General features: G+C 41.8%; 11 protein-coding genes. 7 read left to right on the top strand and 4 right to left on the bottom strand.

Annotated elements, in window-relative coordinates:
* Positions 1-217 precede the first annotated feature (217 nt).
* On the top strand, positions 218-919 hold the full coding sequence (locus HMPREF9448_RS12920; RefSeq protein ID WP_008863023.1) for a DNA alkylation repair protein: 702 nt from the start codon (positions 218-220) through the stop codon (positions 917-919).
* 845 nt (positions 920-1,764) lie between these two features.
* Here HMPREF9448_RS12920 and HMPREF9448_RS12915 read toward each other — a convergent pair.
* Together HMPREF9448_RS12915 and HMPREF9448_RS12910 are read right to left on the bottom strand one after the other, a co-directional pair.
* Complete coding sequence (locus HMPREF9448_RS12915; protein ID WP_008863022.1) at positions 1,765-3,654, bottom strand: T9SS type A sorting domain-containing protein; 1,890 nt, start codon at positions 3,652-3,654, stop codon at positions 1,765-1,767.
* A 221-nt stretch (positions 3,655-3,875) separates the two neighbouring features.
* A complete protein-coding gene (locus HMPREF9448_RS12910) occupies positions 3,876-4,952 on the bottom strand; it encodes a TlpA disulfide reductase family protein (RefSeq protein WP_008863021.1) in 1,077 nt (358 codons plus the stop codon).
* Between the two features lie 294 nt (positions 4,953-5,246).
* Here HMPREF9448_RS12910 and HMPREF9448_RS12905 point away from each other — a divergent pair, with 294 nt between their 5' ends.
* From HMPREF9448_RS12905 to HMPREF9448_RS12885, 5 genes are all read left to right on the top strand, one after another.
* Positions 5,247-5,936 (top strand): succinate dehydrogenase/fumarate reductase cytochrome b subunit, encoded by a 690-nt coding sequence (locus HMPREF9448_RS12905; protein ID WP_008863020.1) that lies wholly within the window; start codon positions 5,247-5,249, stop codon positions 5,934-5,936.
* Positions 5,937-5,972: 36 nt separating this feature from the next.
* Positions 5,973-7,994 (top strand): fumarate reductase/succinate dehydrogenase flavoprotein subunit, encoded by a 2,022-nt coding sequence (locus HMPREF9448_RS12900; protein ID WP_008863019.1) that lies wholly within the window; start codon positions 5,973-5,975, stop codon positions 7,992-7,994.
* A gap of 44 nt (positions 7,995-8,038) precedes the next feature.
* A complete protein-coding gene (locus HMPREF9448_RS12895; RefSeq protein ID WP_008863018.1) occupies positions 8,039-8,794 on the top strand; it encodes a succinate dehydrogenase/fumarate reductase iron-sulfur subunit in 756 nt (251 codons plus the stop codon).
* Between the two features lie 360 nt (positions 8,795-9,154).
* Positions 9,155-10,447, top strand: coding sequence for a tetratricopeptide repeat protein (locus HMPREF9448_RS12890; protein WP_157260385.1), 1,293 nt, complete (start codon positions 9,155-9,157; stop codon positions 10,445-10,447).
* 165 nt (positions 10,448-10,612) lie between these two features.
* Positions 10,613-13,561, top strand: coding sequence for a T9SS type A sorting domain-containing protein (locus HMPREF9448_RS12885; RefSeq protein ID WP_157260384.1), 2,949 nt, complete (start codon positions 10,613-10,615; stop codon positions 13,559-13,561).
* 83 nt (positions 13,562-13,644) lie between these two features.
* Here the strand turns inward: HMPREF9448_RS12885 and HMPREF9448_RS12880 are convergent, their stop codons facing one another.
* Complete coding sequence (locus HMPREF9448_RS12880; RefSeq protein ID WP_008863015.1) at positions 13,645-14,424, bottom strand: radical SAM protein; 780 nt, start codon at positions 14,422-14,424, stop codon at positions 13,645-13,647.
* A 517-nt stretch (positions 14,425-14,941) separates the two neighbouring features.
* Here HMPREF9448_RS12880 and HMPREF9448_RS12875 point away from each other — a divergent pair.
* Positions 14,942-15,544 (top strand): DUF4294 domain-containing protein, encoded by a 603-nt coding sequence (locus tag HMPREF9448_RS12875; protein WP_008863014.1) that lies wholly within the window; start codon positions 14,942-14,944, stop codon positions 15,542-15,544.
* Positions 15,545-15,614: 70 nt separating this feature from the next.
* On the opposite strand, the gene HMPREF9448_RS12870 is transcribed toward HMPREF9448_RS12875, so the two are convergent.
* Positions 15,615-16,145, bottom strand: a complete 531-nt coding sequence (locus tag HMPREF9448_RS12870; RefSeq protein ID WP_008863013.1) for an RNA methyltransferase — start codon at positions 16,143-16,145, stop codon at positions 15,615-15,617.
* Positions 16,146-16,712: the final 567 nt, after the last annotated feature.

Below are 16,712 nucleotides of genomic sequence, written 5' to 3'. Positions count from 1 at the left end.
TAAAATTAACATCTAAAAACATTGTCAAAAACAACTATTATCATAAAACCGAAAGAGAAAATTTCAGCCAATAATTTACACATTATTTTTAACTTTATTTCAACAAATTAAAATCCACACCCGCAACCTTATATTAAAAATTAAATTTGAACAAAAGAAAAATTTGATTCCGCTACATGCAATTTTTATCTTTGTAAAAAATCAAGCATCTTCAATCATGCACACAGCACAAGACATAGAGCAAGCGATTCGGGCGGCAGCCAACCCCGACAAAGCAAAAACTCTCTCTGGATTCTTTAAAACCGGAAAAGGAGAATACGGCGAGCAAGACATATTCATAGGCATCCCCGTTCCCATGACGCGCAGTATCGTCAAACAATACTTAGATACCCCGCTCGACCAACTCGAAATCCTGTTACACAACCCGGTTCACGAGTTGCGCATGGCCGCCTTGTTATGTATGGTCGAACAATTCAAAAAAGCCGATGCCAACCGTCGAGAAGCGATATACCACACCTATTTATCCAATACCGCATATATCAACAACTGGGATTTGGTCGATTTATCCGCAGCACAAATCGTCGGAGGCTATCTCGAAGAACAAGACCACACCCCACTCTATCGGCTGGCCCAAAGCAGCCTCATCTGGGAACAGCGCATTTCGATTGTCTCCACTTGGCAATGGATCCGCAAAGGCCGCTTCGACGATACGCTCGCTATTGCCGATATTCTCTTGTACAACAAACATGACCTAATCCGCAAAGCCGTAGGCTGGATGCTGCGAGAGGTCGGGAAAAAAGATAAAATCCGGCTCTGTACTTTCCTCGACACCCGTTATCGCGATATGCCTCGAACCATGCTTCGCTACGCCATTGAAAAATTCTCGCCCGAAGAACGACGACATTATATGCAAAAATAACATAAACAACGCACGGCCATATACAGGCCTTGAATGAGATTCCAAAAATCTATCGACTACAATCCCGCCACCCCCAATGAAGGAATTTAAAATACATCTGTCCTTTATCTGCCTCGACGACAACGTTACCTCATAACTCGGTTCAGCCTATAATTAGTGAGAATATCGACTCAATAGAAATCAAAGGGAATCGTCTTTCAAATTCTCTCTTGTGTTCGCGGGTAGAGATAAAAGAATATTCGAAGCAGCATCTTAGTCCTCTCCTCTTGCCGTGGTGGCTCGTGATATTACGAAGGAATCGCACGTAAATCGAAGCAGGAGCGAAGACGAAAATACATCTCAGCTTCTCTCCCTACCGTGCCCCATAGTATTGCGGGGCACTATATTAGCCATATAGAGGAGACTCCAAAGAAACTATCGTTTCTTTGGAGAGGGGTTGAAAAAGATCATTTGATTGTAGAGTTCAACCCCCTCGCCCTGTGGGCACTCCTCCTATATTCCTTACAGGAACACCCCGTAATGCTACGGGGCACGGCAAAGGGAAGAGGGAGATACACTACCCTATTCCTGTTATCGAAAGCATTCACACTTCTCCCTTGTGTTTTGAGCAAAATATAGGGGAGAAGGAGTAATACACTCTGTATAGAAATTTAAACAAGAATCAAACTCTCCCCAAAAGTTCGGTACGCGGTTATCTACAAAAATTCCATAGCTAAAATACATGTCTACCCCTCGGATTCTCTACTGAACTCATAACTCAGGTACACCGGCTTACCCTCTACTCTTTTCACAAAAAAAACGGGAACTTCGCGAAGCTCCCGTTTTTAAACACATGATGAATTCTATTATTTAATAACCAAGCGATGGTTGTGTTCGTTGCCGTTTAGAGTGATACGAATCAGATAGATTCCGGGATTCAAACCTTCCACAGAAACAGATTGTGCAGGCATAGCGACCTCTTTTACCAAGCTGCCTTGCAAATCATAAATAGCGATATTCGAAACACCTTCCGTCAAGTTGATATTGCCTTGCGCAGGATTAGGCCAAAACAATTTCTCAACAGCTACACGCTCTATCGACGTGGCTTTCTCCACTTCATAGGAGCCGATGGCCGGATTAGTCGCCGAACGAGATTTGCCGCGTTGGTCCACTGTGGGAACACCTTCTACCACAATACCGGCTCCGGCTGCGATACCGTCGGCTGCAATAGCGATATTTTTGGTCGTACCCTCATTGAAAGCCGGAATAGGTTCATCTTCCGCAAACAGTTTCTGATCGGTATAAACTACATTATCCACAAATTCGTCGGTAGTTACAGGTGTACCTTCGGCTATCGTACCGTAAATATTATGGCTACCTACAAGCGTACAATTGTTATGCGTATACACATCAGCAATACCGCTTACACCACCGACAACAATATTATTATACAAGTTGAAACCACCATTCGATGCAGAGTGGATACCTGTGCCATACGATTCATTCTTCAACTCGTTCCCCACAAATGTACTGTTGTAGACATTAATGGTAGCGGCTTGACAAGCCAACGCTCCACCACCACCGGTACCACCTACATTTTTGTAGAAAGTACAATTCGTGAAAACTCCATCGGGCACTTTCGCAAGAATAGCACCACCATGAGCCGTACAAGTATTTTCCCCGAAATAGGTATTCGACACCTTACAGCTGTTAATATCTGCCGCCTTCATTGATGCATACCAAGCTCCACCAGAGCCACCACTACCTTCTACTGCATTACCTTCAAAAGAGCAATTCTCAACAGTAACATCACCCATCCAAGTAAGCAATGCCCCACCGCCACCTTTTGCTGCCGTAGACTTATTTTGGGTAAAGGTAGAATTTTTAATAGTCAGAACTCCATTTGTCGCAATATCATCTTTTTGACCTATTGCACCCCCATAACGAGTCGTTGAATTTTGAGTAAACGTACAATTCACTATTTCCGCCGAAGCTCCTGCTTTTTGCAAGAATATGGCACCTCCGTCACTCTTAGCACCGGTAACCGTATTACCCGTGAAAACACAATCGGTAAAATAGTTAGTGCTACCCGAACAAGCAACGGCGCCACCGTGAGTCGTATTGGTATTATTCTCAAACGTACAACCCGTAAAACGACCCGTCACACCGCTGTTGGTATATAACGCACCACCGGCACTCGTACCCGAAAGGCCTTTAAAAATACAGTTCGTAAGCGTAATATCGCCGCATGCCATAATACCGGCAGCATAACCGTTTTTCGCCTTTTCGAAAATCAGGTTCTCGCCGGTGAGCGTACCGTTCTTACCGACCAAAATAGTAGCCGACCAAGTAGCCATAGTCGTTTCCGTATCGACCAAAGCCGTACCGTCACCACCGTAGAGCGTACAGTTTTTCAACGTAAGCGATATTAATTCCGCCCCATCTTCGGGTTCGTAAAGCCCGATTTTAAAAATACGATAATTAGAAACTCCCGGCTCGGCCACGGAAATCGTTTTTCCTTTACCGTCGATAGTCAGGTTTTTGTCTATCAAAATCGTTTCGGGAATCGTAACGGTGGTCTCATCACCGATAGACAGCTCGATGACCGACCCGCCCGGTGCATTAGCCACGACATAAGGGAGAGTTCCTTCTTCGTCTGCACCTCCCGATGTTTTGGTCACTAATAAATTTTCGGCAAAAGCCGTACCCGAAAACAAAAATAGAGCACAGCTCACTAAAAGTAATTTGTTTTTCATAATAACACTTTTTAGAATTGACAAGAAATGAAATAATTATTTTTGTGCAAGTATAATATTTTTTTATTTATATACAAAGTATTTCGTTTACTTTCTTTCTAAATTCTATAATTTTCTATTTGAATCAAAAATGAAACATAAAAGAAAAAGAAATGAAACACAAACACACAAAAAAAGGAGTGGCAATCGCCACTCCTTTAACCCTTACGATAGGAAATCTATTATTTCTTCATAACTTCTGCCACCTTTTCCTTCATTGCCTCTTCGCGCAAATCGCGAGCGACAATCGTACCGTCGGGAGCAAACAAAATGATGTGAGGGATTCCTTGAATACCGTATAATTCGGTAGGAATCTGCTGTGCATTAATAATCTGAGGCCAAACGATTCCCAGTTCCTTTATAGCTTTTTGAGTATCTTCTACTTTATCCCAAACGGCTACGCCCAAGACATCGAGTCCTTTACTATGATATTTATCGTACAACTCCTTGATATTAGGAATTTCGGCTCGACAAGGACCACACCAAGATGCCCAGAAGTCTACCAAAACATATTTTCCTTTTCCTACATAATCAGAAAGCGAAACCTTGCTGCCGTCCGGTTGCTCGATCGTGAAATCGGTAAACATAGCGCCTTCGGCCGTCTTTTTCAATATCTCCTGTTGCTGAATCATCATTTTTATAAGCGGATTGGCCTTCAAAGTTTCGCCGGCGAGATTGAGCACGGAATCGAATTGAGCCGGTTCCAAATTCCAGTTGGCAATAGCCCATGCACCTACGGCATTATCTTTATTTCTATCGAAATTCTCGGACATTACTCGGTTAAATTCGGGCATAATAGTATTCGTTTGGAAGTCTTGCCAAGCCTCGCGAAGCTCTTCTTCTGACAATCCTTTCTGCATAATTTCCTGTTGTTTGGCGATAATCGTATTCTGCAAAGAATCCATATCGGACATAAACAAAGCGAAACTATCGTTCAGAGGAGTACCCAAACGTTTATCGGTCTCTCCCATTTCAACAGCGATATCGCCGTTTTCAAGAACCAACTCCATACGATACGGACGTGATTGTATCTGGCAAATCAATGCGGTATCCGCTTTACCGGTAAATGTAAACTTACCATTGGCAATCACCGCGCTATCCAATACATTACGGGATGCCATATCGGTCAAATAAACTTTATTTCCGTTCAACGTTGTATCGGAAACCGTTCCGTTAATCGTGTAAGAAGACGGATGCGTACCACAAGACACAACCGTTGCAGCCGTAACGGCCAATAAGAAAAAATTACTGTTCTTCATATTTATTTTTATTGATAATTGTAAAAAAACGACGCAAAACGAAAACAACGGCGAGTTTGTCCGATCAAGCCGAGTGTAGCCTATTTTCGCGCTTATTGCAAAGATAGATATATTTTAAGAAAAAACACACGATTTACTTTCTTTAAGCATTCGGGAACTTCCCCGGCAACAGACTATACATTAAAGAAATATTTCCTTATTAGCTTGTTTATTCCGCATACTTCATTTAATTTTGCATGGTGTAAATTTGCATAAATTTCATTTACAACAAATAATAACTTAAATTCAAATCCTATGTGGTTAAGTAACTCGTCCATAGGACGAAAAGTAGTCATGAGTATTACCGGACTCTTTCTCGTCCTATTTCTAACGTTTCACATGTGTATGAACTTAGTGGCGTTAATCAGCCCTGCCGGCTACAATGCCGTTTGCCAATTTTTGGGAGCCAACTGGTATGCTTTGGCAGGAACTGTCATTCTCGCTGCCGGAGCCGTTCTTCACATTGTCTACGCATTTTGGTTGACCTTGCAAAACCGGAAGGCGCGCGGTAACGACCGTTATTTGGTGAACACTCGCCCGCAAACCGTAGAATGGGCATCTCAAAACATGCTCGTTTTGGGTATCATCGTTTTGTTGGGATTGGTTTTGCACCTCTTCAACTTTTGGTACAAAATGCAGCTCAACGAAATCGTCGGTCATTTGCCCGAAGTAAATCCTCACGACGGAATCGCCTTGATCCGCGAAACATTCGGTTGCCCGATCTATGTAGTTATTTATCTCATTTGGTTCGTTGCTTTGTGGTTCCATCTCACTCATGGATTTTGGAGTGCCATGCAAACCATCGGTATCAACAACCACGTATGGTTCAATCGTTGGAAATGTATCTCCAACATTTTCGCAACAATCATCTGCTTGGGCTTTGCCGCCGTTGCCATCTCTTTCTATGTGATGAGCCTGACCGGTTGCGGAACTTGCACCCTTTAATAAACCAAACTATTTATTCACAGAAAAACAATTGTTATGTCTACCATAGATTCTAAAATACCCGAAGGCCCATTGGCCGAAAAGTGGACCAATTATAAAGCTCACCAAAAATTGGTGAACCCGGCCAACAAACGCCGTCTTGACATTATCGTCGTAGGTACGGGGCTTGCCGGTGGCTCTGCTGCCGCCACTCTCGGCGAGTTGGGTTTCAATGTATTGAACTTCTGCATTCAAGATTCACCTCGTCGCGCCCACTCTATCGCCGCTCAGGGAGGTATCAATGCCGCCAAAAACTATCAAAACGACGGAGACTCGGTATATCGTTTATTCTACGACACCATCAAAGGTGGCGACTATCGTGCCCGCGAAGCCAACGTTTACCGTCTGGCCGAAGTATCGAACAACATCATAGACCAATGCGTGGCACAAGGCGTTCCCTTTGCCCGCGAATATGGGGGTCAATTGGCTAACCGTTCTTTCGGTGGTGCTCAGGTATCTCGTACATTCTATGCCAAAGGCCAGACCGGACAACAGCTGTTGTTAGGTGCATATGCATCGCTCAACCGTCAGGTGAAAAAAGGTACGGTAAAACAATTTACACGTTACGAGATGCTCGACCTCGTGATTATCGACGGTCGTGCGCGCGGTATCATCGCCCGTAATCTGGTTACCGGAGAGATTGAAAGATTCGCGGCACACGCTGTCGTTATCGCTACCGGCGGATACGGAAACGTTTATTTCCTTTCGACCAACGCTATGGCATCGAATGGCTCGGTAGCCGTTCAATGTTATCATAAAGGCGCTTATTTCGCCAACCCGGCTTACGCTCAGATTCACCCCACTTGTATTCCTGCACACGGCGAGTTCCAATCGAAACTGACTTTGATGTCGGAGTCGCTGCGTAACGACGGCCGTATCTGGGTTCCGAAGAAAAAAGAAGATGCCGAAGCTATCCGTGCCGGCAAATTGAAACCGACCGATATCAAAGAAGAAGATCGCGACTACTACTTGGAACGTCGTTATCCGGCCTTCGGTAACCTTGTTCCTCGCGACGTAGCTTCTCGCGCAGCCAAAGAACGTTGCGATGCCGGTTATGGCGTAGGAGCTACGGGTTATGCCGTTTACCTCGATTTCAAGGAAAGTATCGAACGCTTGGGTAAACAAGCTATACAAGGTCTCGACCACCACGTGATCGAAAGTTTGGGCGGAGAACAAGCCGCTATCCAAATAAAAGGAAAAGAAGCCGTAGCCAGCCGTTACGGAAACCTCTTCCAGATGTATGAAAAAATCGTCGATGATAATCCGTATGAGACTCCTATGATGATTTATCCCGCATCGCACTACACGATGGGTGGTATCTGGGTGGACTACGAATTGATGACTTCCATTCCCGGTCTGTTCGCTATCGGCGAAGCCAACTTCTCGGACCACGGAGCCAACCGTTTGGGTGCTTCGGCTTTGATGCAAGGTCTTGCCGACGGTTATTTCGTACTTCCCTATACGATTCAAAACTATTTGTCCGACCAAATCCAAGTTCCCCGTTTCTCGACCGATCTGCCCGAATTTGTAGAAGCCGAAAAAGCGGTAAAAGCTCGTATCGCCCGTTTGATGAATATCAAGGGGAAACGTTCGGTAGACTCCATACACAAAGAGTTGGGACGTATCATGGTAGACTATGTGGGCATGGGACGTAACAAAGCCGGATTGGAAACTGCCCTCGAAAAAATCGAAGAGGTGAAGAAAGAATTCTACACCAACGTGCGTATTCCCGGCGAAGCCAATACACTGAACGTAGAGCTCGAAAAGGCTTTGCGCGTGGAAGACTTCCTCGAAATAGGCAAATTGATGGCCCTCGATGCTCTCAACCGCGAAGAATCTTGCGGCGGACACTTCCGTGAAGAATATCAAACAGAAGAAGGAGAAGCAAAACGTGACGATGAACACTTTATGTATGTAAGCTGCTGGAAATATCAAGGCGAAGACAAAAAGCCCGAATTATTGAAAGAAGAACTGAAATACGAAGCTATCAAAGTTCAACAACGTAACTACAAGAAATAATTTGTTTAATCGCCGTTTTAATTCCGGTATAACACGATAAAGTTATGGAAAAAACAATAAATATAACACTCAAAGTTTGGCGCCAGAAAGGTCCCAAAGAAAAAGGTAGATTTGAGGAATATAAACTTAATGGTGTATCTACCGACAGCTCTTTCCTCGAAATGCTCGACTTGCTCAACGAGCAACTGATTAACGAAGGCAAAGAGCCTGTAGTATTCGACCACGATTGCCGCGAAGGTATTTGCGGTATGTGTTCGCTCTATATCAACGGACACCCCCACGGGCCCGACACCAGCGTTACCACTTGCCAATTGCACATGCGTAAATTCAACGACGGAGACGTAATCACCGTAGAACCGTGGCGTTCGGCCGGGTTCCCCGTTATTCGCGACTTGATGGTAGACCGTCGTGCATTCGACAAAATACAGCAAGCCGGAGGATATATCTCGGTAAACACGGGCGGTGCACAAGATGCCAACGCAATTCCTATCTCTAAAATCGATGCCGACGAGGCTATGGACTCGGCTACTTGTATCGGTTGCGGAGCTTGCGTAGCAGCTTGTAAAAACGGTTCGGCCATGTTGTTCGTTTCGGCTAAGGTAAGCCAATTCGCTCTGCTGCCGCAAGGCCGCGTAGAGGCTGCCGAACGCGCTCGTGCTATGGTTGCCAAGATGGACGAATTGGGATTCGGTAACTGTACCAACACCGGTGCTTGTGCCGCCGAATGTCCTAAAAACATTTCGTTGACGAATATCGCCCGTTTGAACCGCGAGTTCATTTGCGCTAAACTGAAAGACTAAAAATACTAAGTTCATATCTTGAAAACTATCCCGGGTTTCCGGGATAGTTTTTTTATGCCCCTACCCGGAAGCTGCGGCATGTCGTCATCAAGATGACTGAAAGATTGTATTTCCCAAATAGCGAATTATTTCTATCTTTGTCACTACGAAGATAAGATGCGGTTCGGCGTAGCCAAACCGGAAACAGGTTTTCCGTTTGTCTCTGCTCTCACCTTTTCGTATCTTTGGGAGCTATTCTATTTTCTATCGGTCATGAAATGGGGTTTTATATACACTATATTATTATTATCGATATTACTCGGCTCATGTAACCATCGTGACACCGAAAAAGCTGAAATCCTCTATCAAAACGGTGTGGAGATGGAAAAGCGTTACATGCCCGACTCAGCCGTCATTTTCTATCATAAAGCATTAAAACGACTCGACGAATCGAACGACAACGAGTTAAAGAGTAAAATATACAATCAACTCGGGGACCTTCTTCTGGAACACAACATTTACGAAACCGCTCGAAGCGCCTACCAACAAGCTCTATATGTTTCGAAAGAATTGGAGGACAAGAGCAATCTTTCCCACGCCTATCGGGGCATAGGGAAATACCATTTTCTCTATAAAGACCGTGACAGCGCCCTTTACTATTTCGAAAAACCGCTCGGATTTTTCCCTGAAATAAAAAATCGGGAAGAACGTTCCTCGGTCTATAATAATCTGACAAGCGCCTATAAATTGAAAAACGATATAAAATCGGCATTGGAATGTAATGCGAAAGCGTTGTCGTTGACCAACGACGAAGTAAAACGATTGCGCAACTATGCCGTACGGGGACAATTATTCGCCATGCAAATGCAATACGATTCGGCTTTGTTTTATCTCGAACAAGCCAGCCACAGCGAAGAAAAATCGGTAAAGGCCTCGGCCTATTTCAAGCTGGCCGATCTACCCGAAAAGTCGGGTATAACAGACTCCATGAAATATCGTTATTTACAGGAGGCTTATCGCCTGTCCGATTCGATCGAAAACATGGCCGTTTCTCACCAGATAGATCGACAAGAGCAAATACGGATAACTTCCGACCTGAAAGAGCAAAGTCATATACGGCTCATTGTATCGATAACCGTTAGCATAATCGTCGTTCTGCTGTTATCGATCGTGGTATTCTTCATTTATCGGAAACATCTGAAACTCCGCAACGAACGAATCTTCGCCCACAAATGGGAAAGACAAGAAGCCCGCGCCCAAGAAAACGAAAACCGGGAATTACAAATTATAGATATTATCAGAAAAGCAGGAGAAACATGTAGCAAACATTTCAAAGAAAGCAATATCTATACCGATTTATACAAAAAGATAAACTCCGATAAAGAATCGTTGAGTTATAACGAGCAGAAATCGTTTCAGACGGCTATATTGAAAGAGTTCGATACCTATTTGCAACAAGTTTCGAGCATAGTACCGCTAACCGACAACGACGCTTTTCTATGTGCATTGTTGCAACTCGGTTTTTCGACGAAAGAGTGTGCAGCTTGTCGGGGTATCAGCAGCGAAACCATACGTTCCCAACGGACACGCATCCGAAAAAAAATTCCTCAAAACTTTCTCTCTCAGGGATTGGGTATCGTCATTTTAGGAGAAGAAAATCTTTCAAAACGTTAAATTGCAACGTTTCAATAAATAACTCGCTGATAATCAAAGTGTATTTATTTTTAAATAGCAACGCTTTCTATGCTGCTATGTACATATATTTTTTTCATTTTTGTAATATTAATCTTCGATCTGAAAGAAATATACAACACAAAACATAAAAACAAAACAAAGCGTATGAAAAAAATTACAAGTTTTCTAATTTCTCTATGTATCGTACTCGGGTTCTCGGAAGTACAAAGCGAAATAAAACTTACTACATCGCTGGAACTCGGTAGTGATTTTACTTTTTACCCCAAGCCGGTAGCATCCGACGGTAAAGTAATCGTCGATTGGGGAGACGGAACCAAAAAAGAATATACCGTAGATGGAATGTGGAACAAAAGCGTGAACGGAACCCAAGTGGGCGACACAATCCGAATATTTTCTCCCATGCAGACATTCGATTGTTCCGATGCCCATGTAACTTCGGTCACCATTATCGATGAACCTGATTTGACTTTACTGGATTGCTATAAAAACGAAATAGAGCGTACCAACCTCGATATTTCAGGGGCTTTGAATTTGGAAACTCTAAACTGTTACAACAATCCCAAGCTGCTATTCCTCAATCTATCGGCTCATAAAAAATTAACAACACTCGACTGCCGACACGACAAAAGCAACACATCGGATCCAGACGATAAAGGAGGTATTACAACCATCATCTTGCCCAGCGAAGGAAGTGAATTGGAAAATATAACTGCCTATAATAATGACATAAGCAGTATCGATTTTTCGGGTTGTCCCAATTTGCGTTACATCAACTTGGAAGGAAATGCTCTGATGGACATAAATGTATCGAATTTAACGAAATTGAGCAAACTCGATATTCGTAAAAACCATATTTCGAACTTAGACGTATCGAAAAATACTGCTTTGGAAAAACTCTACTGCGACGATAACGCCCTGACCGAATTGAATGTATTCGCCAATACCGAATTGATGGACTTGGTATGTTCCAACAACCAAATAAGCAATCTGGATTTAACGGCAAACATCAATATCACTAACCTGTCTTGCGATGGCAACCTATTGAAAAAAATTACAGTCTCCAACATGCCACGTCTGAAATCGTTGAAATGCAGTGATAATCAGTTGGAAGAGATAGACCTTAGCAAAAATCTCCACCTTCAAAAATTCTGGGGGCAAAACAATTTATTCTCATTCCTTGATTTCTATTATAATCAGGGATTAAATACGATCGATATTCGCAATAACCCAAGAATGACCCCTTGCAGCCTCAATTTTATGTACCAGACTCTTTCCGGTCTCGAAAGTGCAAGTCCGTATGTGAATTTATTCCTAGAAGGAAGCAATGCCGAAACTTCTTCTACAAGTATTGCTACCGAATCAAAATGGACAGTAGACGTAACAGGCGACGGCAGTGCCGTATGTAAAGATGTAACGGCAACGATCGAAACTTCGGAATTCGGAACCATTTCATTATTTCAACCGGATCTTGTTTCCCACGAATTGCATCCGATAGAAAACAATACTTTGGAAGCCGGCGTACCGGTATACATAACTGCGACTCCCATTGAAAATTATCAGGTGCGTTACTACCAAATAAATGGAGAACGCATAAACGGTTCCATATTCGCAACTACCGAAAATGTCACCGTATCGGCTGTATTCGTTCCTACCGCCTCTAACAATTACATAGAAATGGGAGTAGAAAGCAATGCTTCGCTTTCATTCGGCATAAGCGGCATAGACCCCGAAACAGAAGTAGAAATAGATTGGGGTAACGGAGAATGGCAGACTATGACTATCGACAACGAATCTATTACCCGTATCGACGGTAATTCAAAAGGTACGACCGTTCGTATCAACGGACTGATCGACTATTTCGATTGTTCGGAAAATGATTTGAAATCTCTCGATGTATCTCATAACGCCATTCTCGCTACACTCGATTGTTATTGGACCGGTATCACCGCTCTCGATCTATCGAAGAATACTGCATTGGGCAAACTCAACTGTTCCTACAACAGTATCGGAACTCTCGATTTGTCCAACAACAAAGCATTGTTCTCACTCTCTTGCTATAACTGCGAACTCGGTTCCCTCGATTTGTCTAACAATACCGAATTGGAAGAGGCTGTTGTTAAAAATAACGAACTGACATCGCTGACTGTTTCCTCGAATACAAAACTACTATTACTAGACGTGCAGAACAACGAGCAACTAAAATCTATCGATGCCAGTATGTTAACCGATCTGGAAGAACTTCAATGTTCCTACACCGGTCTTACAGCCCTCGATGTCACCCATAATACGAAGTTGGTAAAACTCATCTGTTCGAACAATAAACTTACCACTCTCGATCTATCGAAAAATACATTGCTCGAACGCCTGTTCTGCGACGGAAATCAATTGACTTCTCTCGACCTGAGTAATAACACGAAACTCAACTATCTCGAATGTTCCGGTAACGGAATGTCCGCCTGCGCTTTGAACGACTTGTATTACAATCTACCCAAATGTTCAACGACACCCACCAATGTAAATATGTTTATCGCAGGAATCAACAACCCCAACGAAGCGGAAGGTAGCGAAACCTCTATGGCTACCAAAAAAGGTTGGAAAGTTTCTGTCGATGGAGATGGCAGCGGTTGTAACGAAGCTTATATAACTATCGAGCCTACCGAAAACGGAACTTTGGAATTGCGGAACAGCGACAACGAAATCGTTAATTCGGGTAGTAAAGTAATAAAAAATACGACAGTTACCGTAAAAGGTAATCCCGATGAAGGTTTCTATCTGAAAAATGTTTGGGTAAATGGCGTAAGCGTCACCAATGGAGAATTTGTAGTCAAAATGGCCTCGGTCGTAACGGCTGCTTTCGACGAAGGTTCAAGCATAACCGAGATAGAAAATTCGGGAATGAAGATATGGAGCACTCCGGGAATTATAAGAGTAAATGCCGAAAATGCCCATGTCCAAGTCTATTCGACGAGCGGTGCATTAGTTTGGGAAGGTAATATTTATCAAGAAAAAACCATCGATGCAACCCGAGGAATTTATATAGTGAAAGTTCGTAATGCACAATCCACACAAAGTAAAAAAATAGTTGTGGAATAAGCCGATCTTCATTTTAGAAAAAATCCCGTTGTAAAGAATCTACAACGGGATTTTTCATATTACATGGTACAACCCTATTTCCATCAAGCCGACACGGAAACTTCGAAGCCCAACGCTCTCGCTCTGTCGGCTATCTGTTCCAACTCCTCACGAGACACTTTTTCGAGCGATTCCTCCGGCGTTTTCCTATCGATGGTATAAACCATTACCGAACGAGGAGAAATGCGCTGTAAAGTCTCCAACCACGGTTTCAGCTCCTCCTCGACCGTATTGTCAATACGCTTGCCGTCGTGCCACCCTCGCAAAAACATTGTTTGGATAATGACATTACCCGAAAAACGTTTTAAATTATCCACTACCTTATTCACATCGAAATGCGGATCGTTCGGATTATCTATCAACACGACTGTTTCGGGACGAAGCGAATCGAGTTTAAGTATATTATTATCTACCCTATTCAATGCCCTGAACACCGATTCGTCGTGAATGCGGGTAGCGTTGGATAGTACACTTATCTTGGCTTCGGGATAATAGTGATCCCGAAGATAAAGCGTAGTATCTATGATTTTCTCGAATTCAGGGTGTAGAGTAGGTTCTCCGTTCCCGGCAAAAGTTATCACATCGAGCTTTTCCCCTGCCTCGTGCATGGATTGTAAACGAGATTTTAACTCCTCCTCTACTCTATCGGACGAAGGCAATCCGCTCTTCCCCACTCCTTGCGCATTATAACCGCATTCGCAATACACACAATCGAATGAACACAACTTACCGTCCACCGGGAGCAGGTTGACACCCAGCGATATTCCCAACCGACGACTGTGTATGGGACCGAATATGATTTCGTGAAACAATACTGTCTGCATAATTTTACCTTTTTACAGTTACAAATATAATGAAAGCCGGGAGCAGAGGCAAACGTAAATCTCATTTCTGAATCTACCTATGTCGAATTATATTCCTTATTCCATAAAAACAAAGTTTACAAATTATTGCTCCATATTCAATGGAAATCTTACTCAATTCTTCATATCATTATCTATTATAAACATTGTGTTTATAACTATAATTAATTTATTTTCAGAATAATAACTATTCTATCCACATTCATATAAACAGATTATCAACTCAAAAACGATATAAGAACGAACAGTTAGCTATTTATAGACTATAAACAAGTTATCAACGAGATTTCAACTGATAAGGTCTTATAGTTATAAACAAATTATAATATACTATTAACCAATTATTTATAATATTATACACTTATAAATAAACAGTATATCGACAATTTATCCACAATAGATATAAACACATGTGAATAATATAATTATTGCAAAAACGTAGCGCTTATGAATATCGAAAGATTTACATTTGTACCCTATGAAGAGAACCATATTCATATTGTTTCTTTTTCTTTTCCTGTTTATTCCCCGTACAAAATCCCAAATTGTACAGGAATCACACCCGGCATATAAACATTTTTATCATGCTGTCATAGACAACGATACCGTATTGGTAATAGAATTACGTACGTTTCATGTATTTCCTCCCGAAAAATTCAAAGACAAAAAACAGGAAAAATTTTACTGGAAGACCGTGCGCGATGTGAAAAAGACCCTACCCTATGCCAAACTCATCTACTCCATACTCATTGAAACCTATGAATATATGGAAACTCTTCCCGACGACAAAGCTCGAGAAGAACACATGAAGAAAATGGAAAAAGAAGTTTTTCAACAATATAAACCGGTATTGAAAAAGTTTACCTTGTCGCAGGGTAAAATGCTCATCAAACTTATTAACCGGGAATGTAACCAATCTTCGTACGAACTAATCAAAGCATTCTTGGGCAGTTTCAGAGCCAACTTCTGGCAATTTTTCGGAAAAATATTCGGAGCTTCCCTTAAAACCGATTGGGATCCGGAAGGCGAAGATAAAATAATAGAAAGAATCTGTATATTAGTGGAACAAGGTTCTTTATAGTATATCGATTCTAAAACATATTTTTTATTTATAAAGCACTTAATTTTAATAAGTTATTTTTTTTACAAAGTTATATTCCTAACTGTTTAAAGAAATCCCAAATTACCAGTCCCGCCGTTACCGACACATTCAATGAATGTTTAGTACCGAATTGAGGTATTTCTATACTTCCCGTACATTTATCGACCACCGACTGCTGTACACCTTTCACTTCATTACCCAACACGACGGCATATTTTTTATTCTTATCCAATTTTATGTCTGTCAGACTTATACTGCCTTCTACTTGTTCTATGGCATATACCTCATATCCGGCTGCCAACAAGTTATCAACAGCCTCGTAAGTGTCTTGAAAATAAACCCAGTCGACGCTGTCCTCGGCTCCCAAAGCTGTCTTATGAATATCGGTATGAGGCGGTGTAGCCGTTATTCCACACAAATAAATACACTCCACTCTGAAAGCATCGGCCGTGCGAAATACAGAACCTATATTATTGAGACTCCTCACATTATCCAAAATAACGGTCAGCGATATTTTTTCAACCCGTTTGAACTCTTCTTGTGAAATTCTTTTCAAATCCAATACACTCTTTTTCTTCATAAACGATAATCTTTATAAGAGTCTAATTTCCATTTTGTACAAAGATAGTATAAGCCGAGCGCAAAAACAATCATATAGAGCCATGTCGAAGTACAGACGATTCTCACATTTTCGGTAAATATAAAATTACACCCGTCTATATACAACAACCTCCTATCTACCCCACGGACACAACGCTATGTGCATAAGTTGTTATTAAATGTGTATAAATCGTTATAAAATACTTGCACAAAAAAGTGATAAAAATATTGCTTTTAAAAATCATATATCTATACAGCACTGCATGTCAATAAAGCAAATAATAACTCATCGAGTTTTTAGTTCATATATCCACCTAAAATATCTATTTATCAATCATGCAAATAGAATAAAGTTATTAACTTTGCATATTGTAAACAGATAGTTGATAAAGAAGATAAAGAGCTCATATAGAAAAGATAAAAACGTTGATAAAGTAAGAATATATTTTCATAGTCAGTTGAAACTTTAAATAACAAGTATTTTAACAAGAAGTTATCATTACTATCAACAGTCTATTATCATCAACAATAAAGATTTTAAAATTAA

It is taken from the genome of Barnesiella intestinihominis YIT 11860 (genome assembly GCF_000296465.1).
In the GTDB taxonomy this organism is placed as follows: Bacteria; Bacteroidota; Bacteroidia; order Bacteroidales; family Barnesiellaceae; genus Barnesiella; species Barnesiella intestinihominis.
This window is presented reverse-complemented; position numbering and strand designations above follow the sequence as displayed.

Excerpts from the sequence above, each read along its gene's own strand:
- HMPREF9448_RS12900 (WP_008863019.1), top strand. The coding sequence starts at position 5,973 with ATGTCTACCATAGATTCTAAAATACCCGAAGGCCCATTGGCCGAAAAG.
- HMPREF9448_RS12905 (WP_008863020.1), top strand. The coding sequence starts at position 5,247 with ATGTGGTTAAGTAACTCGTCCATAGGACGAAAAGTAGTCATGAGTATT.
- HMPREF9448_RS12895 (WP_008863018.1), top strand. The coding sequence starts at position 8,039 with ATGGAAAAAACAATAAATATAACACTCAAAGTTTGGCGCCAGAAAGGT.
- HMPREF9448_RS12890 (WP_157260385.1), top strand. The coding sequence starts at position 9,155 with ATGGAAAAGCGTTACATGCCCGACTCAGCCGTCATTTTCTATCATAAA.
- HMPREF9448_RS12920 (WP_008863023.1), top strand. The coding sequence starts at position 218 with ATGCACACAGCACAAGACATAGAGCAAGCGATTCGGGCGGCAGCCAAC.
- HMPREF9448_RS12875 (WP_008863014.1), top strand. The coding sequence starts at position 14,942 with ATGAAGAGAACCATATTCATATTGTTTCTTTTTCTTTTCCTGTTTATT.
- HMPREF9448_RS12880 (WP_008863015.1), bottom strand. The coding sequence starts at position 14,424 with ATGCAGACAGTATTGTTTCACGAAATCATATTCGGTCCCATACACAGT.
- HMPREF9448_RS12870 (WP_008863013.1), bottom strand. The coding sequence starts at position 16,145 with ATGAAGAAAAAGAGTGTATTGGATTTGAAAAGAATTTCACAAGAAGAG.
- HMPREF9448_RS12915 (WP_008863022.1), bottom strand. The coding sequence starts at position 3,654 with ATGAAAAACAAATTACTTTTAGTGAGCTGTGCTCTATTTTTGTTTTCG.
- HMPREF9448_RS12885 (WP_157260384.1), top strand. The coding sequence starts at position 10,613 with ATGAAAAAAATTACAAGTTTTCTAATTTCTCTATGTATCGTACTCGGG.
- HMPREF9448_RS12910 (WP_008863021.1), bottom strand. The coding sequence starts at position 4,952 with ATGAAGAACAGTAATTTTTTCTTATTGGCCGTTACGGCTGCAACGGTT.